This is a genomic window from Microbacterium sp. PMB16 (assembly GCF_051294855.1).
Lineage (GTDB): Bacteria > Actinomycetota > Actinomycetes > Actinomycetales > Microbacteriaceae > Microbacterium.
Genome location: NZ_CP145908.1, coordinates 4,018,576 through 4,039,499 on the forward strand (window position 1 = coordinate 4,018,576; position 20,924 = coordinate 4,039,499).

General features: G+C 69.1%; 21 protein-coding genes. 4 read left to right on the forward strand and 17 right to left on the reverse strand.

All coding sequences use genetic code 11. The features are described from left to right. Window positions 1–15 precede the first annotated feature (15 nt). The 8 genes from V5D55_RS19340 to rsmI all read right to left on the reverse strand — a co-directional run bounded on the left by V5D55_RS19340 (window position 16) and on the right by rsmI (window position 9,322). Window positions 16–1,185: a glycoside hydrolase family 1 protein gene (locus tag V5D55_RS19340; RefSeq protein WP_435746246.1), complete on the reverse strand. Its 1,170-nt coding sequence runs from the start codon at window positions 1,183–1,185 to the stop codon at window positions 16–18. Window positions 1,186–1,197: 12 nt separating this feature from the next. Next, window positions 1,198–2,925, reverse strand: coding sequence for an ABC transporter ATP-binding protein (locus V5D55_RS19345; protein WP_435746248.1), 1,728 nt, complete (start codon window positions 2,923–2,925; stop codon window positions 1,198–1,200). Continuing rightward, window positions 2,922–3,836, reverse strand: coding sequence for an ABC transporter permease (locus V5D55_RS19350; protein WP_435746250.1), 915 nt, complete (start codon window positions 3,834–3,836; stop codon window positions 2,922–2,924). Before V5D55_RS19350 ends, V5D55_RS19345 begins: the two co-directional genes overlap by 4 nt. Continuing rightward, window positions 3,833–4,813, reverse strand: a complete 981-nt coding sequence (locus V5D55_RS19355; protein WP_435746252.1) for an ABC transporter permease — start codon at window positions 4,811–4,813, stop codon at window positions 3,833–3,835. The genes V5D55_RS19350 and V5D55_RS19355 overlap by 4 nt, the downstream gene beginning before the upstream one ends. Next, a complete protein-coding gene (locus tag V5D55_RS19360) occupies window positions 4,810–6,474 on the reverse strand; it encodes an ABC transporter substrate-binding protein (protein ID WP_435746254.1) in 1,665 nt (554 codons plus the stop codon). Before V5D55_RS19360 ends, V5D55_RS19355 begins: the two co-directional genes overlap by 4 nt. Before the next feature lie 169 nt (window positions 6,475–6,643). Further along, window positions 6,644–7,756, reverse strand: a complete 1,113-nt coding sequence (locus V5D55_RS19365; RefSeq protein ID WP_435746256.1) for a LacI family DNA-binding transcriptional regulator — start codon at window positions 7,754–7,756, stop codon at window positions 6,644–6,646. Window positions 7,757–7,778: 22 nt separating this feature from the next. Next, a complete protein-coding gene (locus V5D55_RS19370; protein WP_435746258.1) occupies window positions 7,779–8,429 on the reverse strand; it encodes a class I SAM-dependent methyltransferase in 651 nt (216 codons plus the stop codon). A gap of 71 nt (window positions 8,430–8,500) precedes the next feature. Further along, window positions 8,501–9,322, reverse strand: coding sequence for a 16S rRNA (cytidine(1402)-2'-O)-methyltransferase (gene rsmI / locus V5D55_RS19375; RefSeq protein ID WP_435746260.1), 822 nt, complete (start codon window positions 9,320–9,322; stop codon window positions 8,501–8,503). Between the two features lie 35 nt (window positions 9,323–9,357). Between rsmI and V5D55_RS19380 the strand changes: the two genes are divergently transcribed. Continuing rightward, on the forward strand, window positions 9,358–10,911 hold the full coding sequence (locus V5D55_RS19380; RefSeq protein WP_435746262.1) for a dolichyl-phosphate-mannose--protein mannosyltransferase: 1,554 nt from the start codon (window positions 9,358–9,360) through the stop codon (window positions 10,909–10,911). Between the two features lie 10 nt (window positions 10,912–10,921). On the opposite strand, the gene V5D55_RS19385 is transcribed toward V5D55_RS19380, so the two are convergent. The 5 genes from V5D55_RS19385 to V5D55_RS19405 all read right to left on the reverse strand — a co-directional run bounded on the left by V5D55_RS19385 (window position 10,922) and on the right by V5D55_RS19405 (window position 15,351). Further along, window positions 10,922–11,401: an Lrp/AsnC family transcriptional regulator gene (locus V5D55_RS19385; RefSeq protein ID WP_435746264.1), complete on the reverse strand. Its 480-nt coding sequence runs from the start codon at window positions 11,399–11,401 to the stop codon at window positions 10,922–10,924. Between the two features lie 3 nt (window positions 11,402–11,404). Further along, window positions 11,405–12,808 carry an amino acid permease gene (locus V5D55_RS19390; protein ID WP_435746266.1) on the reverse strand — a complete coding sequence of 468 codons (1,404 nt, stop codon included), beginning with the start codon at window positions 12,806–12,808 and terminating at the stop codon, window positions 11,405–11,407. Next, entirely contained in the window at window positions 12,805–13,905 is a 1,101-nt protein-coding gene (gene hisC / locus V5D55_RS19395; protein ID WP_435746268.1) for a histidinol-phosphate transaminase, read from the reverse strand. Before hisC ends, V5D55_RS19390 begins: the two co-directional genes overlap by 4 nt. Before the next feature lie 166 nt (window positions 13,906–14,071). Continuing rightward, window positions 14,072–14,428 carry a GntR family transcriptional regulator gene (locus V5D55_RS19400; RefSeq protein ID WP_435746270.1) on the reverse strand — a complete coding sequence of 119 codons (357 nt, stop codon included), beginning with the start codon at window positions 14,426–14,428 and terminating at the stop codon, window positions 14,072–14,074. Further along, entirely contained in the window at window positions 14,425–15,351 is a 927-nt protein-coding gene (locus V5D55_RS19405; protein ID WP_435746272.1) for a hypothetical protein, read from the reverse strand. Before V5D55_RS19405 ends, V5D55_RS19400 begins: the two co-directional genes overlap by 4 nt. A gap of 99 nt (window positions 15,352–15,450) precedes the next feature. Between V5D55_RS19405 and V5D55_RS19410 the strand changes: the two genes are divergently transcribed. Further along, a complete protein-coding gene (locus V5D55_RS19410) occupies window positions 15,451–15,669 on the forward strand; it encodes a hypothetical protein (protein WP_435746274.1) in 219 nt (72 codons plus the stop codon). 12 nt (window positions 15,670–15,681) lie between these two features. On the opposite strand, the gene V5D55_RS19415 is transcribed toward V5D55_RS19410, so the two are convergent. Next, a complete protein-coding gene (locus tag V5D55_RS19415) occupies window positions 15,682–17,481 on the reverse strand; it encodes a thioredoxin domain-containing protein (protein WP_435746276.1) in 1,800 nt (599 codons plus the stop codon). A gap of 51 nt (window positions 17,482–17,532) precedes the next feature. Here V5D55_RS19415 and V5D55_RS19420 point away from each other — a divergent pair, with 51 nt between their 5' ends. Beyond that, on the forward strand, window positions 17,533–17,766 hold the full coding sequence (locus V5D55_RS19420; protein WP_435746278.1) for a type II toxin-antitoxin system ParD family antitoxin: 234 nt from the start codon (window positions 17,533–17,535) through the stop codon (window positions 17,764–17,766). Window positions 17,767–17,770: 4 nt separating this feature from the next. After that, window positions 17,771–18,061 carry a type II toxin-antitoxin system RelE/ParE family toxin gene (locus tag V5D55_RS19425; protein ID WP_435746280.1) on the forward strand — a complete coding sequence of 97 codons (291 nt, stop codon included), beginning with the start codon at window positions 17,771–17,773 and terminating at the stop codon, window positions 18,059–18,061. Window positions 18,062–18,085: 24 nt separating this feature from the next. Here the strand turns inward: V5D55_RS19425 and msuE are convergent, their stop codons facing one another. The 3 genes from msuE to V5D55_RS19440 all read right to left on the reverse strand — a co-directional run bounded on the left by msuE (window position 18,086) and on the right by V5D55_RS19440 (window position 20,915). Continuing rightward, complete coding sequence (msuE, locus tag V5D55_RS19430; RefSeq protein WP_435746282.1) at window positions 18,086–18,655, reverse strand: FMN reductase; 570 nt, start codon at window positions 18,653–18,655, stop codon at window positions 18,086–18,088. Between the two features lie 75 nt (window positions 18,656–18,730). Continuing rightward, window positions 18,731–19,567, reverse strand: a complete 837-nt coding sequence (locus tag V5D55_RS19435; protein ID WP_435746284.1) for an aldo/keto reductase — start codon at window positions 19,565–19,567, stop codon at window positions 18,731–18,733. Window positions 19,568–19,616: 49 nt separating this feature from the next. Further along, entirely contained in the window at window positions 19,617–20,915 is a 1,299-nt protein-coding gene (locus V5D55_RS19440; protein ID WP_435746286.1) for a heparan-alpha-glucosaminide N-acetyltransferase domain-containing protein, read from the reverse strand. Window positions 20,916–20,924: the final 9 nt, after the last annotated feature.

Consider the following 20,924-nt stretch of genomic DNA (forward strand, 5'->3'; position numbering starts at 1 on the left):
CCCCGGGCACGGGTGTCAGAGGCCGTTCCGCCGAGCCACTTCGCCCAGCCAGGCGAGCGAGGGCTTCGGCGAGCGCGCGAACGTCTCGTGGTCGAAGCCGATCAGACCGAACGTGGGGGCGAATCCGCTGGCCCACTCGTAGTTGTCCAGGGCGCTCCAGTGCTGATACGCCCGCACGTCGATCCCGTCGGAGATGGCCCGGTGCAGGCCCTCCAGCGCGCCCTGCGTGTAGGCGATACGCCGGGTGTCGTCGGCCGTGGCGATGCCGTTCTCGGTCACGAGGACCGGCACTCCGCCGCTGCGCTCCCACGCGCTGCGCACACCCAGCTCGAGCGCCTCGGGGAAGAACTCCCACCCGGTGAGAGTGGTCTCGACGTCTTTCGACACCGGCAGGGGCCCTTCCGGACCGATGAAGGTGCGGGTGTAGGCCTGCACGCCGACGAAGTCGTCGCCGGCAGACTGATCGAGGTACCAGTGGTCGCGCGGGTCACCATACGTCGCAAGCATCTCGTCGGCGCCCGGCTCTCCGGTGGAGTGGAAGGCCTGGGTCGCGATCGTCCAACCGGCCTGGGCGCCCGACACCGAATGCACGATCTCGGAGGCGCGGTGGTGGGCCTCGAGCAGCGTGTCCGCGACGGCGAGGTCGGGGTTCGGGAGGCCGAAGGCCACGAGGTTCGCGGCATCCTCTCCCCCGGCGAGCATCGCGGCGATGTTCGGCTCGTTGATGGTGCAGACGTATTTCACGCCGTCGAGGATCGGGAGCACCGTCTCGACGTAGCGCGAGAACAGGTCGACCGCGTCATCCGCCCGCCAGAACCCGTCCTTCTGGAACCACTGCGGCACCGTGAAGTGCATCAGGGTGACCGTCGGGTCGAGCCCGTTCTCGCGCGCGGTGTCGATCATGCGGCGGTAGTGGTCGAGCATCGCGCGGGACACGAACCCGCGCTCCGGCTCGATCCGCGCCCACTCGACCGAGAACCGGTAGGAGTTCAGGCCGGCCGCAGCGAGCAGGCGCATGTCCTCCGGGTAGCGGTGGAAGTGATCGGCGGCGTCTCCGGAGGGCTCGACCATGGTCGAGCCAGGAGCATGCTCCATGGCCCACCAGTTGCTGGTCGTGTTGTTGCCCTCCACCTGATGGGCGGCGGTTGCGGCGCCCCACAGGAAGCCGTCGGGGAATGCGAGCACGAGTGCTCCTCTCTATCGAATTCTCGAGGGGTTGGGTACGGCGTCCAGCAGCTGGACCGTGTACGGATCCTCCGGATGCTGCAGCACCTCGCTCGTCTCGCCGCGTTCGACGACCCGCCCGCTGTTGAGCACCAGGATGTTCTGCGTCACGAGACGCGCACTGAGCAGATCGTGCGTGATGTAGAGCATGCTGATGCCCCAGCGCTCGCGCAGATCCTCCAGCAGCGCCAGCACGCCGGCGCGCAGCGAGACGTCGAGCATCGAGACCGGCTCGTCGGCGATCAGCACCTGCGGGTCGCTCGCCAGCGCCCGGGCGATCACGACGCGTTGCCGCTGCCCACCGGACAGCTGATGCGGCAGCTTGGCGGCGAACTGCTCGACGGGCGCGAGCCCGACCGTCTCGAGCAGTTCGAGCACGCGAGCCCTGGCCTCCTGCCCGCGGAGCTTCGTGTAGTTCATGACCGGGCGTGTCAGCGCGTACTCGACGGTGTGCAGCGGGTTCAGAGCCGCATACGGATCCTGGAACACCATCTGCACGTCCTTGCGGAGGTCGTGCAGTCCGCGGCGCTTCAGCGACGCGACATCGGTGTCGCCAAACCGGATGGACCCCGAGCTCGGCCTCTCGACACCGGTGATCAGCTTGGCGATCGTCGACTTGCCGGATCCGGAGGCCCCGACCAGCGCAAGCGCCTCGCCGGGCTCGAGCCGGAACGACACGTCGTCGACGGCGGTGACCGCGTCCTGTCCGCGTCGCGGGGCCGGATAGAGCTTGGACACGCCCTCGACCACGATCGCCGCATCCGCTCGTCGCGCGTCGCGCTTCGACACGGTCGGAAGCGTCTCGGTGACGTCCGCGCGAGACCGGCCCTCGCGTTCGCGGGTGCCGAGGTCGAGGAAGCCGGGGATCGAGATGGACTTCGCCCGCGGGTCGGCGTAGTGGCTCAGCAGCATCCGCGTGTACTCGTCGCCCGGGTTCTCGAGGATCGTGCGACTCGACGCATCTTCGACGATGCGTCCCTCGTGCATGACCATCACTCGGTCGGTGGCTTCGAGCACGATGCCGAGGTCGTGGCTGATCAGGATGGCCGTGAACCGCTCGGCGTGCTGCAGCTCCTTGATGGTGTCCATCACGGCGTGCTGCACGAGCACGTCGAGCGCGGTCGTCGGCTCGTCGAACACCATCAGCTGCGGTTCCAGCGAGAGGGCGAGGGCGATGGAGGCGCGCTGGCGCATACCGCCGGAGAGCTCTCCGGGGTAGCGCGCCAGCACCTCGGCGTCGAGTCCGACCTTGCCGATCAACTCACGGGCGCGGGCATCGCGGTCGTCGCGCGGCACGTGCCCGTGCGCGGCGAAGATGTCGCGGAAGTGGTTGCCGACCGTGCGGACCGGGTTCAGGGCGTTCATGCCCGACTGCAGCACCATGGCGAACCCGCCGTGGCGCTGGCGTCGCAGCGCCTCGGCATCCAGCTCGCGGATGTCGTGACCGCCGAACAGGATGCGTCCGCCGCTGATGCGCGCCGGCGGCTTCTGCAGGCGCGTCAGCGCGAAGCCGAGCGTCGACTTACCCGACCCCGACTCCCCCACGAGCCCGACGAACTCGCCGCGCTTCAGCGAGAACGACACGTCGTGCACCGCGGTGACCGGAGTCGTACCCGGCGAGGCGTATTCGACCGACAGGTTCTGCACATCGAGGAGGACCTCGGCGTCGTCGGCGGCGATCGTCTGTTCGGAGACGGTCATCGTCCCTTCCCCTCTCGCAGGCGCGGGTTGGATATCCCGTCCACGCCGAAGTTGATGAGTGTGAGGCTCAGCGCCAGCAGCGCGATGCACAGACCGGGAGCGAACAGCAGCAGCCACTGCCCGGTGAGGAGCGAATTGGAGTTCTGCGCCCAGTAGAGCATCGTGCCCCAGCTGACGATGCTGGAGTCGCCGAGACCGAGGAACTCGAGTCCCGCCTCAGCGAGGATCGCGGCCGTCGCCGCTCCGAAGAGCGTGCCGGCGATGATCGAGGTCATGTTCGGCAGGATCTCTCGGAAGATGATCCGTGCCCTGCTGTCTCCCGAGAACTGCGCCGACGTGACGAAGTCGTTGCCGCGGAGAGACTGTGTCTGGCTGCGCAGCACGCGTGCACCCCAGGCCCATCCGGTGACCACGATGACGGCGATGATCATCAGGATGCCGCCGTTCTGCAGGTATGCGGCGATCACGATCATGAGCGGCAGCCCGGGGATGACGAGGAAGAGGTTGACGATGAAGCCGACGACCTCGCCGCCGAATCCGCGCATGTATCCCCAGCTCAACCCGATCAGGATGGCGACGATCGTCGACAGGATGCCGGCGGCGAAGCCGACGAGCAGGCTGACCTGCGCGCCGAAGATGAGCTGGCTGAGCACATCTTCACCGGCGGCGGTGGTGCCGAGCCAGTGCGCCCAGGAGGAGTCGAGGTTGCGCTCGAAGCTGTTGTCCTTCGCACCGTAGGGCGCGAGGAGCGGGGCGAACACGGCCACGACCACGAAGAAGGCGAGGATGCACAGCCCCAGCCGCGCCTTTCCGTTGGACCAGAGGGTGCCGACCATGCGCCCGAAGGCGCGCCACGGGCTGGGCGCGGCGATGCGGTCGGCCGGAATCTTGACGTTCATCGTGGAGGTCATCGGCGAGTCCTCGGGTCGAGTACCCCGTAGAGGATGTCCACGAGGAAGTTGGCGATGAGCACGCTCACGGTGATCATCAGGAAGAGCGCCTGCATGAGCGGGTAGTCCTGCCCGATCACGGCGTTGAAGAGCAGATACCCGATGCCGGGGTATCCGAACACCTGCTCCACGAGGATCGATCCGCCGACCACGCCGCCGAGCGTGAGCCCGAAGCCGGTGAGGTTCGGCAGGATCGCGTTGCGTGCCGCGTAGCGGAGGGCGATCGTGCGGCCGTGGAGGCCGTTCGCCTCCGCGAAGGTGATGTAGTCCTCGCCGAGCGTGTTGATCATCGCGTTGCGCATCCCGATGATCCAGCCACCGAGGGAGGTGAGCAGGATCGTCAGCGCGGGAAGCACGGCATGCTGGGCGAGGTCGGCGAGGAAGTCCCCGGTGAATCCCGGGGTCGTGGTCGCGGCGTATGCGCCGGTCGTCGGGAACCAGTGCAGCACGTACCCGAAGAAGAACAGCAGCAGGAGCGCCGTCCAGAAGTACGGGAAGGTGCTGAGGAACGATCCGGTCAGCGTCGGCAGCGAGTCGAGCCACGTGCCACGACGCCAGGCCGCGGAGACACCGATCAGCGTGCCGATCACGAAGGCGAGGATCGTGACGATGCCCACCAGTCCGATCGTGTACGGCAGCGCCGTGGACACCATGCTCGAGACCGACTGCGGGTAGAACGTGTACGAGACGCCGAAGTCGAGTCGGGCGACCTGGCCGAGGTAGGCCACGTACTGGTCCCACATCGACCCGGTCGGGACACCGAGCTGGGCTTCGATGGCCGCGCGGGTCGCGTCGGACACCGGTCCGTTCTGCGAGAGCTTCGCGATGGCCGCATCCGCGGGGGACCCGGGCATGAGCCGCGGGAGGAAGAAGTTCAGGGTGATCGCAGCCCACAGTGTGAGGACGAACAGCCCGACCTTCTGGAGGACGTACTTCACTGGTCGTCTCCCTTCACTCGCTCGAGCCGCGTGAAGATCATCAGCGGCGCGTTGTCGTAGTTCTGCGGGATCATGTACGGGTCTTCCGCAGAGGGCCAGCCGGTGAACTTGGCGTCGTTGAACAGACCCCAGATACCGCCGTAGTACAGCCCGATCACCGGCATCTGGTCGTAGACGATGCCCTGCAGCTCCCGGACGATCTCCGCCTGCCGATCGGTGTCGACGGTGCCGCGGTACTCGGCCAACAGGGCGTCGGCCTCGTCGGACTGGAACCGCTCGAAGTTGTTCGAGGTCGCTTCGCCGGACGGCACGTAGAACTCGCTCGAGAGCAGGTTGTTGTATGCCTGGTAGACGTCGCCGCCGCCCATGCCGCCGATCGCCATCTCGAAGTCGCCGTTGCTGATCGCGCTCTGGTATCCGGCGGGCTGCGGGAGCCGCAGGGTGACCTTCACGCCGACGTCGGCGAGCTGGCTCTGCACGGTCTGCGCCGCGCGCGTCCAGTCGGTGAATCCGTTCGCGGTGGTGAGCGCGAACTCGAGCTGCTTCCCGTCGGGACCCACGAGCCGGTCGCCGTCGAGTTGGTAGCCCGCGTCGCTGAACGCGGCGAGCGCGGCATCCGCATCCTGGGCGATCATGCCCTGGTCGGGGATGTCGGGGTCGAGGTACTCCTCCTGGTTGGGGAGGATGAGTCCGGTCTGGCCGGCGGGCTCCATGTAGCCCTCGGATGCCGTCTCGGCGATCTCCTCGCGGTCGAGCGCGAGGGCGATGCCCCGACGCACGTTCACGTCGTCGAACGGTGCGACCTCGAGGTTCGGCATCAGCGCGATCACGCCGCCCGGCGGGAACCACCACTGGTTGTGCTCGCTCGCCGCACCCCACGTGCCTTCGACGTCGGAGATGAAGGAGTACGACCAGTCGTAGCCGCGGCTGACGGTGTCGAGCTGCGAGTTCGTCGCGGGGAGGATGATGTGCTCGATCTCGATCTTGTCGGCCTGCCAGTAGTCGGGGTTCTTGTCCACCGAGTACTGCTGGTCGTTGTAGTTGCCGAGCACGAACGGGCCGGTGCCGACCGGGTTCTCGTTGCGGAAGGTGCCGGGGTCCTTCACGTCTTTCCAGAGGTGCTCCGGAACGATCATGGTCTGCCCGAGGATCGTCAGCGCCGGGGCGTCATCGCCCTTCAGATTGAGGATGACGGTGTTCCCGTCGGTCTCGACGGTGTCGAGGTGCTGCCAGGCGCCCTTGATGTCGAGCGGCGGGTTGTCCTTGAGCAGCTGGAACGTGAAGGCGACATCCTCGGCGGTGAACTTCTCGCCGTCGCTCCAGGTGACGTCATCGCGGAGGGTCATCACGATGGTGCGCGCGTCGGGCTGCTCCCACTCGGTGGCCAGCCAGGGGTTCAGCGAGCCGTCGAGGTTGTTCATCAGGATCAGCGGTTCGTAGATCCACCGCGACGCGGTGCGCGTGTTGGTCAGGTACGGGTTGAAGTTCTGCGTGAAGAACGGGTTGCCCTTGTCGGCGTTGATCAGCATCGTGTCGTCACCGATCGAAGGATCGGGTTGGGATGTGATCTGGATGCTGCATCCGCTCAGGGCGACCGCTGCGGCCGCCAATCCCACGACCGCGGCTCGCCGCCAGCGTCGGAACATGTGCTTCGTCGACACTCTGCCATCTGACACCCTGCTACCTCATGTCATCTCTGTCATGAAGGACGCTCCCCTGTCGGAACATCCGCACGGCTCTCGCCGCCTCAGCGAGTGTAAGCGCATACATTTGCGCCGGGCAACCCCTTGACATCGCCCATCGACCGTGCGTCCGGGTATCGACGCGATGTCAGCGGGACCGGCGCGAGCTCTCCCGCACCACGATCTCCAAGGGCAACCGGACGGTGACCGGATCGGTGTCCGGTCGCTCCAGCCGGCGGGCGAGCACCTGTACGGCCGCCCGCCCCAGCTCGATCATCGGCTGGCGCACCGTCGTCAGTCGCGGGCGCGAAAGAGCCGCAGCCTCGATGCCGTCGAAACCCGTCACGATCAGGTCTTCCGGCACGGAGACGCCGGCGGATCGGAACGCGTCGAGAGCGCCGAGCGCCATCTGGTCGTTGGCCGACATCAGCGCCGCCGGGAGGCCGTCCGCGATCAACTGCTCGGCCGCGCGTCGGCCCGACGCGCGGGTGAAGTCACCGCGCACGACCACGACGTCGGCGGCGGCGATTCCGGCCTCGGAGATCGCGCGCGAGAATCCGTCCCAGCGTTCGGCGCCGTCCGGCGAGTCGTCCGGACCTGCGAGGAATGCGGGAGCCGCGCCATCCGTCTGCGCCAGCACCTGGCGTGTCAGCTCCGCCATCGCCTCGGCGTTGCTCACGGTCACGTGGTCGTAGCGATCCCCGCGTGCCGGCCCCGACAGAACCACCACCGGAATGCGCAGCGCGAGTCGAGCCAGCACGTCGTCCGGCACGCTGCGGGCCAGGACCACGAGCCCGTCCACGCGGCCCGCCATGTCGCGCACGGTCGATCGGTCGGGATCATCCCGGCCGACGCCGACCATCAGCACGAACCCCTGCTTCCAGGCCTCCAGCTCGGCGCCCCGGAGCACCTCGTCGAGGAAGAGCATCGTCGGATGCTCGGCCTCGGCATCCGTCTCGTCGTGGACGACGGTGAACGGCGGTGTCGCGCCGGCGCTGTGCACGAGCACGTCGAGCGCCGGCGCCTCCTCCGCGGCATCGAACCCCGGGAAGTACAGCCCGAGCACGCCGGTACGCCGCTCCGCGAGACCGCGGGCGCTACCGCTCGGCACGTAGCCCAGCGCAGTGACAGCATCGAGCACCCGCTCGCGCGTCGCGGGGCGCACGGCATCCGGCGAGCGCAGGACGCGCGAGACCGTGGCGATCGACACTCCGGCGCGGTCGGCGACGTCGTACACCGTCGCCGCCCTGCCCACGATCATGCCCTCTCTCCGGTCATCCTGCTCAGGGTACCCGGCGCGCCACGAGGGCTCCGTGAGGCCGCGCACTCATCTCACCGGGTTCCCGCTCCCGCTCCTCGCGGAGAACCACTTCGAAACCGGCATCCGTCAACAGCCCGGCGAGAGCATCCGCAGTCCAGAAGAACGCCGCCGTGATCGCGTGGGCAAAGGACGCGCGCGATTCGCCGACGAAGAACCCCAGAAGCAGGCTGCCGTCCGGCGCGAGCACCCGCGCGAACTCGGCGAGGACGGCGGGCACCTCGGCGGGATCGGTGTGGATCAGCGAGTACCAGGCGAGGATGCCGCCGACGGATGCATCGGCGAACGGGAGCGCGCGGATCGAGGCGTTCGCGAAGCTCAGGTGCGGGTATCGCGACTGGGCTGCAGCGAGGAAGGCCTCTGCGATGTCGACACCCGACACGTCACGACGACCATCGTGCAGGAGATCGGTCCAGTGACCGGGTCCACACCCCGCATCCAGAAGTCGACCGGGCGTCGCGTCGCGCCAGCGCGAGATCAGTGCGACGTCGCGCGCATCCATCAGGTCGATGCTTCCGCCGAGCCGCACGTACTCGTCGGCTCTGCTGTCGTAGGCCGTCGCGATCGTGGCTTCGCCCTGCGCCGTGCGCTTCGCAAGGTCTTGTGCGCCCGACAAGGTCGAATCCGGAGCATCCGTCCTTGTGGGGCGCACAAGTCCTTCTGAAGCGTCCGCAGAATCGGCCGGGCTCATCGCGTGCGGGCCGCCAGGGCGGCCTGGTACAGGTCCCGCGACGACAGTCCGGTCAGCGCGGCGACCTCGGACGCGGCGTCCTTCAGCCGGATGCCGTCGGCGACGAGCTTCTGCACCTGTGCCAGCGCGTCCTCCGGCGAGGCGTCCCGGCGCTGCGCGCCCTCGACGACCACGACGATCTCGCCCTTCACGCCGCCTTCAGCCCAGGCGACGAGTTCGGATGCCGTGCCGCGACGCACCTCTTCGTAGAACTTCGTGAGCTCGCGGCACACCGCGATGCGCCGCACGTCTCCGAACGCTCCGCCCATGTCGGCGAGCGCCCCCGCCAGGCGCGCCGGCGACTCGAAGAACACCATCGTGCGGGGCTCGGCGGCGAGAGCACGCAGAACGGACCGCCGCTCCCCCGGCTTGCGCGGGAGGAAGCCCTCGAAGGTGAAGCGATCGGTCGGCAGCCCCGAGATCGCGAGCGCCATGAGCACCGCGCTCGGGCCGGGGATCGCCGTCACGGTGACGCCCTGAGCCACGGCCTCGGCGACCAGCCCGTAGCCGGGATCACTGACCGTCGGCATCCCGGCGTCGCTCATGACCACGACATCGGACTCGGCGGCGAGCGCGGCGATCTCCGCGGCCTTCTGCTTCTCGTTGTGGTCGTGCAGGGCGATCAGCCGCGGCCGGTTGTCGATCTGCAGCGCCTTGAGGAGCTTCTGCGTCGTACGGGTGTCCTCCGCGACGATGGTCTCGGCGTTCTCCAGCACCTCGACGAGCCGGCGCGAGACATCGCCGAGATTTCCGATCGGCGTGGCAGCGAGGATGATCACCCGCTCAGCATAGGCGCGTTGTCTAGGCTGGACCGGTGACCGCGCCCGTGCCTCTGCTGCCTGCCCCCGAGGACCGGCTGACGCGCTACGGACAGTTTCGCGACCGGATGCTGCTGAGCCGCGACTGGGGCCGAGCCGTCCGTTGGCTCGCGCCGCTGGTCATCACCGCGCTGGCAGCCGTGCTTCGCCTGGTCAACCTCGGACACCCCCACCAGCTCGCGTTCGACGAGACCTACTACGTCAAGGACGCCTGGTCGCTGTGGACGCTGGGCTACGAGGGCGTGTGGGGCGAGAACGCCAACGAGGCGTTCATCACCCTGCAAGATCTGCCCCTCTCCGACACGGGTTCGTTCATCGTGCACCCGCCGCTCGGCAAGTGGCTCATCGCTCTGGGGATGGCCATCGGTGGCCCGGACAACAGCGCGGGATGGCGGCTCGCCACGGCGCTCCTCGGTGCCGGCTCCGTGCTGCTGGTCTACCTCGTGGCACGGCGGCTCACCGGCTCCGTGGTGGTCGCGACGGTGGCGTCGACGCTGCTCGCGATCGACGGACTCAGCATCGTGCTCAGCCGCATCGCGCTGCTCGACGGCATCCTGACGTTCTTCATCCTGCTGGGGGTGCTGTTCGTGCTCCTCGATCGGCAGCGGACCATCCCGGTGCTGGAGCGGCGCGACCCCGAAGCGCCCGACCCGTTCTGGGGTCCCGTCCTCTGGCGTCGGCCGTGGCTCGTCGCCGCCGGCGCGGCGCTGGGCGCGGCATCCGCCGTGAAGTGGTCGGGACTGTATGTGCTGGCGGCCTTCGGGCTCTACGTCGTCGTGACGGATGCGCTGGCCAGGCGCCGCGCCGGCGTGGTCCTCTGGCCGACGGCCGCTGCCTTCCGCCAGGGTCCGGTCTCGTTCGTCCTGATGGTGTTCCCCGCGTTGGCGGTGTACCTCGTCAGCTGGACCGGGTGGCTCGTCACCGCCGGAGGGTACGACCGGCAGAGCGATCCGAATCCGCTGATCGCACTGTGGAACTACCACCAGTCGATCCTCGGCTTCCACGTCGGGCTCACGAAGGGCCACCCGTACGCGAGTCCGGCCTGGGAGTGGCCGTTCCTGCTCCGGCCCACCGCGGTGTGGGTGGGCGCCGACCCCGCCCCGTGCGGCGTCGACCACTGCATCGCGGTGATCTCATCGGTGCCGAACCCGCTCATCTGGTACGGCGGAGTGGCAGCATCCGTCTACCTGATCTTCCTGCTGGTGCGCGGCTGGATCCGCAGGCAGCCGGTCGGTGCCGAGGTCGGCATCCCTCTCGTCGGACTCGCGGCGACCTATCTGCCCTGGCTGATGTTCCCCGAGCGCACGATCTTCCAGTTCTACACGGTCGTGATGGTGCCGTTCCTGGTGATCTCGCTGGCGCTGACGCTGCGGATCATCGCGGGCCGGCGCGACGAGTCGCTGTACCGGCGTCAGTCCGGCGAGCGGACCGTGTTCATCTTCCTCGGGTTCGTCGTGCTGCTGTCGGTGTTCTTCTATCCGCTCTGGACCGGCATGAGCGTGCCGTACCAGTTCTGGCTGCTGCACAACTGGATGCCGGGCTGGGTCTGACCCACGAGAGCTACGGCGCATCCCCCGCGACGTGCTCCACCAGCGGCAGGACCCGCCCCGACAGGTGCGTGCGCATCGCGATCGACGACGCCGTGCGGGCGACGCCCGGTACCAGGGCGACCCGGTCGAGCACCTCCTGCAGCTGCGTGGCGTCGCGCGCGACCAGGCGCAGCTGCATGTCGCTCGCCCCGGTCACCGTGTGCATGTCGACGATCTCGGGCACGGCATCCGCCAACGCTCGCGCGACGTCGTCATGACCCACCTTCTGGTCGATCTCCACCAGGCAGAAGGCCACCACGGAGTACCCGAAGCCGCTCGGGTCGATGCGCGGCACGATCGCCTCGATCACCCCGCCCTCGTGCAGCCGCGCGAGCCGACTCGTCGCCGTGCCGCGGGCGATGCCGAGCCTTCGAGCACACTCGAGGATCGGCAGCTGCGGTGACTCCGTCAGCATCCGGATGAGCTCGGCGTCGAGGTGATCGATGCGCATCGGCTAGTCCCGCACCACTCCGGGCCTCGCGAAGCTCCTCGTCACGCGCGCGACGATGAGGAGCACGGCGGTGAGCCCCAGCGTGAGCAGCAGCTGCACGCGCGCTGCCGGGTCGATCATCGCGAGCGCGATCACCCCGGCGAGCAGCACCAGGCACAGCCACGACAGCCATGGGAAGCCCCACATGCGCATCGGCATCGCCTCGCCCGCGAGATCGGCGCGGCGGCGGAGGATGATCTGCGCGACCGCCGTCGCCGTCCAGATGACCAGCAGCGTCGAGCCGACCACGTTGAGCAGCGCCGGGAGGACGACGTCCGGGAACGCCCAGTTGAGACCCACCGTGACGAACCCGAAGGCGACGGATGCCAGCACGGCGACATACGGGACGCCCTTCAGGCTCGTCCGCGTGGCGGCCAGCGGCGCGAGCCCGCGCTCACCCAGCGAGTAGGCCATGCGCGACGCCCCGTAGATGTTCGCGTTCATGGCCGAGAGCAGCGCGATCACCACGATCAGATCCATGACGAGCCCGACGCCCGGCACGTTCAGAGTCGCGAGCACGGCCGAGAACGGCCCGTTCTTCACGGCGGCATCGTCCCACGGCAGCACGGTGACGATGATGAAGATCGAGCCGACGTAGAAGATCAGGATGCGCACGAGCACCTCGCGGACGATCCGGCGGATGTTGCGCGACGGATCGTCGGACTCGGCGGCCGCGATCGCCACGACCTCGGTGCCGCCGAACGCGAAGACGACGATGAGGAGCGCAGCGGCGATGCCGGTCATGCCGTTCGGGGCGAACCCTCCGTTGTCGACCAGGTTCGCGACGCCCGTGCCCGAGACGCCGGGGATGATGCCCACGATCGCGCACACGCCGACGACGAGGAACGCGATGATGGCGGCGACCTTGATCGCCGCGAACCAGAACTCGAAGCGGCCGTAGTTGCGCACCCCGAACAGGTTCACCGCGGTGAGTGCCACGACGAAGACGAGCACCCAGACCCAGGTGGGGATCCCGGGGATCCAGTTCGCGACGATACCCGCGGCTCCCGTCGCCTCGGCGGCGATCACGACCACGAGCTGGATCCAGTACAGCCAGCCCACCGCGCTTCCCGCGCTCCGCCCCATCGCCCTCTGGGCGTACGAGCTGAATGCCCCGGAGCTGGGCCGCGCGGCCACCATCTCGGCCAGCATCGCCATCACCAGCACGACGATGCCGCCCGCGACGAGATACGAGATGAGGACCGCGGGACCGGCCAGGCCGATTGCCTGACCCGATCCGACGAACAGCCCGGCGCCGATGGCTCCGCCGAGTCCCATCATCGAGATCTGGCGGCGGGTGAGACCCGGGTGCAGACCCTTGGTGGTCGTGGTGGTGGTCGGCACCTGGGTGTCGCGGTCGGTGGTCATACGGTCGCCTCCTTGCGATCGGTGAAGTCTGAGATCTCCGCGTCGAGGCCCGCCGCGGCGAGGGCGGCTGCGACGCGGTCCATGTCGGCGGTGCTGCCCGAGGAGATGCGCACGCCTTCCCCGGGGAAGGCTCGCGTGATCACACCGCCCTCGCGCAGCAGCGTCTCGAGCTGTGCGGTCCGCTCCCCCGCCGGCACCCAGACGAAGTTGGCCTGGGAGGCGACGGCCGGCCATCCGGCGTTCCGCAGCAGCGTCAGCATCCGCTCCCGCTGGGCGACGACCTCGTCGATACGGACGGCGAGTTCGTCCTCCGCCGCCAGCGAGGCCAGGGCAGCGGCTTGGGCGAGGTCGGTGACGCCGAACGGCACGGCGACCTTGCGCTGGCTCTCCGCGATCTCGGCGGGCGCGATCGCATAGCCGATGCGGAGCCCGGCAAGGCCGTACGCCTTGGAGAACGTGTGCAGCACCGCGACGTGCGGATGCCGTCGGAACAGCTCGATGCCGGCGCCGAAGCTGTCGGTCCGGTCGAAGTGCACGTAGGCCTCGTCGATCACGACGAGCACGTCGCGCGGCACCGCGGCGACGAAGGCCTCGAGCTCGGCGGCGCTCACGACCGTGCCGGTCGGGTTGTTCGGGTTGCACACGAAGATGAGGCGAGTGCGCGGGGTGATCGCGGCGAGCATCGCGGGCAGGTCGTGGGCGTGTTCCGCGTTCAGCGGCACGGCCACGGGCGTCGCGCCGGCGATGCGGACCAGCGACGGGTAGGCCTCGAACGAGCGCCAGGCGAACATGACCTCATCGCCATCGCCGGCGACCGCGTGGATCAGCTGCGCAGCGATCTCGACCGAGCCGGCGCCGACGGTGATCAGGGCGGGGTCGACTCCGTACCGCGATGCCAGGGCTTCGCGGAGCGCAGCGGCACTCATGTCGGGATAGCGGTTGATGCTCTCCAGCCGCTGGGCGACGGCGTGGATGACGGAGGGCAACGGCGGATGCGGCGACTCGTTGGAGGAGAGCTTCGACGCGCCGGCCGGGGCGGATCGGCCCTGACGGTAGGCGGGAACGGCGTCCAGAGCGGCGCGAGTGGGAAGGGGCATGTGTCAGAGCGTCCTTGCTGAGATCCGGCGGCGGCCCTGCTGGTGCTGCCTGCTGTCGCGCAACACTAGACCGGATGCCGAGAGGTGAGCAATCGGTGCACCGGATGATGGACAACGCGCGCAGCGGGCGGGCGAAGTCGGCCGACTCGCTGTGCAGATTGCTCAGTCACTGCGCGTGGCGTGACGCCCAGGCCGCTCGGACGGCGCCGAGCGCCTCCTCCAGCGTGATGCCCTCGGTCGCGGTGACGAACGCCCGCGCGGCATCGACGACTCCGTCGGCGTGCGCATTGCCCGCGCGCACCCGGGTCCCGCGAGCTCTGCTGCTCTCGATCAGCCCCTCGCCCTCCAGCGCCGCGTAGGCCTTCGCGACCGTGCCCGCTGCGACGCGGAGGTCGGCAGCCAGCTGACGGATGGATGGCAGCCGAGTCCCCTCCTCGAGACGGCCCGACCGGATGCCGTCGGCGATCTGCGAGCGCACCTGTTCGAACGGAGCGACCGCGCTGGTGGGGTCGACGGTGATCATCGGACGGCGACCTCGGAGGGCACGGCCCCGGACGGCGTCGCCCTGCCGATCGTCGCGGCGGTCAGACCGGCCAGCGTCACGCTTCCGACGCTCAGCACCAGCGCCGCGATGCCGGCGATCCGAAGCGCGACCGCGATCACCCCCCACACGATCGGCGTGCTGCCGTCGATGATGGCATTCCCCATCGAGAGGCCCGCGATCACGGCGATCCCGCCGAACGAGAAGAGCACGGCGCCGACGGCGAGCTTGACGACGACCTCGACGGAGCGGCGACGCCAGTGCTGATCGAGTTCGGCATCGGCGACCTGCGGGAACGCCGCGGTGGAACTGATGCGGCGCAGCGCGATGAGCGTGCATGCGGACAGGCACAGCAGCCCGAGCAGGGCGGGAACCCCGTAGAACCAGCCGGGGTAGGGACTCGACCACGAGGCGGTGTCGGCCGCCTCGAAGCGGATCGTGCGCGAGTGTCCGACGTCATCGGGGCTGGCTGTCACACCGCAGAACGCGACGAGAAGGACGAAGAGCGCGGTCACCACGACGAGCACCGTCGCCCAGCGCGCCGGAACGACGGACAGTGGGGAACGCGGCACCAGCACGGCATCGCGCGGCTCGTCCTCGCGCACGGTCACCGCCCGCGGGGGCGTCGCTCCGTAGAGCGCCAGGCCTGCTGCTCCGGCGATGAAAGGTGCGACAGCGAAAGGCTGGCCGAGCAGTCCCGGCAGCGCGATTCCCGCGAGCGTGCCCGCGAGGAACACCGTGGCCGAGAAGAGAACGGCGATCAGCGCACGACGCCGAGCGGCGCGGATGACCGGTGCGAGCCGGGCGGACGGCGCGGCGCCTCGGCGTCGATTCACCGCGATCCAGAGAACGGCCACCGCCGCGACGATGCTCAGGGAGTAGACCCCCACCATGATTGCGTCCATGGTCACCTCTTTCCGTGTACCAGTCGAACGGTACACAGTGTGTCCTGGTGTGTCAATACAATGACACACCAGGACAGTGACAGCCGCTACGCTCGCTCCATGGGCATCCCGTCGGACTTCGAGTTCCGCGTGCGCGGCGACGAGGTCGTCATCCAGCACCACGGCCGCACCGCGACGACGCTCCGTGGAGCGCGGGCAACGGAGTTCCTCGCACAGGTCGAGCACGGCGACCCGCAGCTGCTGATGGCGCGGGTGACGGGGAACTACCGCCGCGGCAACGAGCGGGCCGCGCGCCAGCACCCACGGAACGCGCGCTGAGCGGCGGCGACGTCACCGCTCGACGGGCACCTCCGACGCGTCGCTCACCGGGAGTCGGCACACGAACGCTCGACAGTCGTAGGCGCGTTCGGCCACCTCGGCCTTGCCCTCGAACAGCTCGAAGCCGGCATCCGCGAACGCCTGCGCCTGCGCCGGCGTGACGACGACGCAGACGTCGGCATCCGCCCGTCGGCCCGCGGCAGCCAGGCTCCCGCCCGGCTCGTCGGTGACGACGACGATCTGCCGCGGCGGGTCGATCAGCCCGGCCGCCGCGCGCAGCAGGCTGCCGTGCGCGAAAGGCTGCTCCAGGCCCCGGCTCACGTGCTCGCGAACGACCGACACGGCAACCTCGCGATACCGCTCCCCCGCGCCGAGCCGCCACGCGGTGAGAGAGGCGGCAGCGACCGCCGCGATACCCGACGGCAGATCTCCGTCGGTCTGGTCGGGCGAAGCGGCGATCCCGTTCGCCGCGAGCTGCGGATCGATCTGCGACCCCGCGAGCGCCTGGTCGAGAACGTCGCGGGCAGACGATGCCCAGCGCACCTCGCCGGTCGCTGCCGCCAGGGCGAGAAGACCGTCGGCGAACAGGGCGAGGTCGGCCACCGTGGCCACCGCCTGTGACGCGACGCCGCCGAGCGCGGCCCGCACGAGGTGCCCCGCCGCATCGCGGTTCACGCGCAGCACGGTATTCGCGGCCGTGGCGGCGGCATCGACCCAGGCGGCCTCACCGGCACGTGCGCCCGCGCGCGCGAGCGCCCCGATGGCCAGCCCGTTCCAGCCCGTGATCACCTTGCCGTCGACGGCGGGCGGCTCGAGCTCCACGCGCTCGGCGACCGGACGGGCGTAGAAACCGCCCTCGTCGCGCTGGCCGTCGATCCAGGACTCCGAGTCCTGCGCAGCCCCGAATCCGCCTTCCGACCGCTGCAGGGTCGACAGCAGGAAATCGGCGATCCCGCGCGCGGTCTCATCGTCGCCCTCGTCGACGGCGACGTCGAGCAGCTGCGCGTTGTCGGTCAGCATCCGCTCGTAGTGCGGCACCGTCCAGTCTCGTTGCGTGGCGTAGCGGAAGAACCCGCCGTCGGCGTCATGCAGGCCGGATGCCGCCATCGCTGTGAGCGCGCGTCGAGCGGATGCTGCCGCCTCCGGCGCCTCGCGTCGCACGAGCGGGCTCTGCAAGAACCGCAGAGTGGTGGCCACGGGGAATTTCGGGGCGCCGCCGAATCCGCCGAACTGCCGGTCCTCCCGTGCGGCGATGGTCTCCGCGGCCTCGGTGATCGCCTCGGGTGTCGGAAGCTCGGAAGGAGCGGATGCTGCGGCACGCGCCAGCGCGTCGCTGACGGCATCCGCCGATTCCTCCGCCTGCGCGCGGCGCTGCGTCCAGGCCTCGCGCACCGCGGCGAGCACGTCGCGGAATGCGGGCAGGGGCTGTCGCGCCTCGGGCGGCCAATAGGTCCCGGCGTAGAACGTCCGCCCGCGAGGCGTCGCGAACACCGTCAGCGGCCAGCCGAGGTTCTGCGTGAAGGCGGATGCCGCCGCCATGTAGGCGCCGTCGACATCGGGATGCTCTTCCCGGTCGATCTTGACTGCCACGAAGCCGTCGTTCATGAGCGCCGCGGTCACCGGGTCGGCGAAGGACTCGCGCGCCATCACGTGGCACCAGTGGCAGGTCGAGTAGCCGATCGAGATGAGCAGCGGCACGTCGCGGCGCCGCGCCTCCTCGAAGGCCTCAGGGCCCCAAGGGAACCAATCCACGGGGTTGTCGGCGTGCGCCCGCAGGTAGGGGCTGAGCGTCTCGGCGAGCCGGTTGGTCATGCTCACTCCTGTTCACTGCCGCGAATTACCAATTCTTGGTATTCTATGTTCATGGCCAACAACACGTCCATCAGCCTCGATGCGCATTTCACGGACTTTCTCGCTCAGGAAGTGTCCACCGGCCGCTACCGGTCCGCAAGCGAGGTCGTGCGCGCGGGACTCAGACTTCTCGAGGACCAGGAAACGCAGATGAGCGCATTGCGAGCCGCTCTCGTCGCCGGAGAAGCCAGCGGTGAGCCCCAGCCGTTCGACTTCGAAGCCTTCATCGCGTCGAAGAAGTCCTGACCGCGTGGGTCAGTATCGCCTCACGCCGGCGGCGCAGCGCGACCTCTCGTCGATCTGGGATTACACATCAGAGCGGTGGGACGGGCAACAGGCTGAGACCTATGTCCTGGAGATCCGAAGTGCGATCGAGCGAATATCTGAGCGACCGGAGCGAGGTCGTTCGGTCGATGAGATTCGAGCCGGCTACCGCCGGTACGCCATCGGCAGCCATTTGGTCTTCTTCATCGCGCGCGCGGACGGTGTGGACGTGATTCGCATCCTGCACCAGCGGATGGATCCCTCGCGGCACCTGTAGACGTCACGCTGGCGAGGCGGAGACTCAGGAGACGAGCAACTCGACCGGCCGCGAGGCCGCGTAGCCGACCAGCGGAAGTGCGCGTTCCGCTGCCAGATCGATGCGCGACTGCAGGATCTCGGACGTGATCTCGTACTTGTCGAAGTCGGTGTCGCTCGCGTAGACACCGAGCGGCAGCGTGAGCGCCTGGAAGAACCCGAACAGCGGACGCAGCTGGTGCTCGATGATCAGCGCATGACGCTCGCCACCGCCGGTGGCCGCAAGCAGCACCGGCTTGCCGACCAGGTCGTACTGGCCGACGAAGTCGAAGAGGTGCTTGAACAGGCCGGTGAACGAGGCGCGGTAGACGGGGCTGCCGACGATGAGGAGATCGGCGGTCTCGATCGCGCGCAACTGCTCCTCGACCTCGGGCGGCAGCTGGTCGCGGCGCAGCGCCCCGGCGAGGCCAGGGCCGATCTGCGTGAGTTCGATGAGCTGCGCCTCGATCGGTGCCCGCTCGCCGATGGCGGCGGTGATCGCGCGGACGAGGGCGGTCGTCTTGCTCGGCTCGTGCAGGGAACCCGACACGGCGACGACGCGGAACGGAGCTGTCATGCCTCGACGGTACTCACGACGACGCCCCGTGTCGCGGTCGGCGACACGGGGCGTCATGTGCGGATGCGGCGAGGCTCAGTTCACGTCGTCGGGGTGCGAGCCGACGCGGCCGGAGCCGTCGAGCGGGTCGAGACCGTCGATCGCCGCGACCTCGGCTTCGGTCAGCTCGAAGCCGAAGACGTCGAGGTTCTCGCGCAAGCGCTCGGCGCGCACCGACTTCGGGAAAACGATGATCCCCTTCTGCAGGTGCCAACGCAGCACCGCCTGTGCGGGCGTGACACCATGGGCCGCCGCAGCATCCGCCACGGCCGGCGTGCCGAACAGGTCGTACTTGCCCTGGCCGAGCGGACCCCAGGCCTCGGTGCGGATGCCGTGCTCGTCGGACCACGCCACGACATCGCGCTGCTGGTACGCCGGGTGGAGCTCGATCTGGTTCACGGCCGGCACGACACCGGTCTCGTTCACCACGCGCTCCAGGTGCGGGACCAGGAAGTTCGAGACGCCGACGCTGCGGGTCAGACCCGCGTCGCGCAGTTCGACCAGCTGGGCGAACGCATGCACGTAGTCGTCCTTCGCGGGGGTCGGCCAGTGCACGAGGTACAGGTCGACCTTGTCGAGCTGGAGCTTCTCCAGGCTCTCGGCGATGGCCGCACGCGGCTCGTCGTCGTGGTGACGGTCGTTCCAGAGCTTGGTCGTGATGAACAGCTCGTCGCGGGCGATGCCGGATGCCGCGATGGCGGCGCCCACGCCCTCTTCGTTGCCGTAGATCGCCGCAGTGTCGATGTGGCGGTACCCGATCTCGAGCGCCTCGCTCACGGCACGCTCGGTCTCTGCCGGCGGCACCTTGAAGACGCCGTAGCCGAGCTGCGGGATGGAGTGGCCGTCGTTCAGTTCGAGTGCAGGAATGCTCATGATTCCAGCCTAGGACGACTGCCGACAGGCGGGGCCGGGCGGTGACGAATCATGTCCGCTCGACGGACGCCCGCGGCGTCGCGGCCATCGCCGCCGCCGCGCGGCCGACCAGCCGCTCCAGGGGCCCGCGACCCGCGAACATCGACCACAGCGTGGCAGCCAGGAGGAGTCCGATCGCCATGAGCCCCCAGAACTCATTGCTGGTGACATAGCCTCCGGGCCCGGACACCAGCGCGATCACCAGCACGTGGCCACTGTATGCCGTCAACGGCATGGACCCCAGAGCCCCGAGTGGCAGCAGAGGCCATCGGAGAGGCCGGCTGAGGAGCAGGCACAGCGCGATCACCGCGAGCGCGAAACCGCCGGAACCCAGCACCTCGGCGGTACCGCCGGTGTGCGGTTCGACGCTGAACACCGCGGTGAGCACGGCCCGGAGCGGGTCGGCATCGGCGAGTGCCTGCGGATATCCCTCCCAACCGCTCGGAGAGGAGGAGATCGCGCTGCCGCTGCTCTCGAAGACCGAAGAGGAGTCCGAGGCAGAGGAGTCCGGGGCAGAGGAGGAGTCCGGGACGGACGAGCCTTCGACGGACGAGCCCTCGACGGACGAGCCCGGATCGTCGATGTAGGAACTGCTCTCGAGCGGGGTGGTGAAGCCGACGGCGTGCCCCACTGCACCGAGACCGTAGCCGACGCCGGCCAGCACGACGCCGAGGCACAGCGCGATGACCGCCGTGCGCACCCGTTCGACGCGCAGCCGGCCGAGCGCCATGCCGCCCAACACGAATGCCATCCACACGGTGATCGGGTAGGTCCCGTAGAGGACGAGCCCGACCCCCATGCCGAACGGATGCAGCAGCACCGCGCCGAGGAAGGCGAGGAGCGCGGGTCCCGCGAGCGCGAGCACCCCCGCGCCGACCAGCAGCTGCCACGGCTTCCACCGCAGGAACGGGATCACCGCGACGTAGAGCAGGCCGTACAGGGTGAGGATCACGGCGATCGGGGTGTTCAGCATCTCGAGGGCGAGCCCGATGACGAAGATCACGGCGCCGCGGCCGATGAGGTTCAGCCGGATCGCGGGGAGCCGTTCACGATCAGGGAGCGCGCTGCGTCCGGTCATCAGGGCGATCGAGACGCCGGCGAGCACCGCGAAGAGGATCGAGGAGCGGCCGTGCACGAGATCGGTCCAGGTGGCGGGGTCCGCCCAGTCGAACGACTCCGTTACGCCGATATGCGCCCCGGCCATGCCGAGGATCGCGAGACCGCGGGCGATGTCGAGGCCGATGATGCGGGGCGGTCGACCGAACTCACGCAGCCAGCGCACCGGGCGCCACATCTCTGTCGTCGTCACTCGATGATC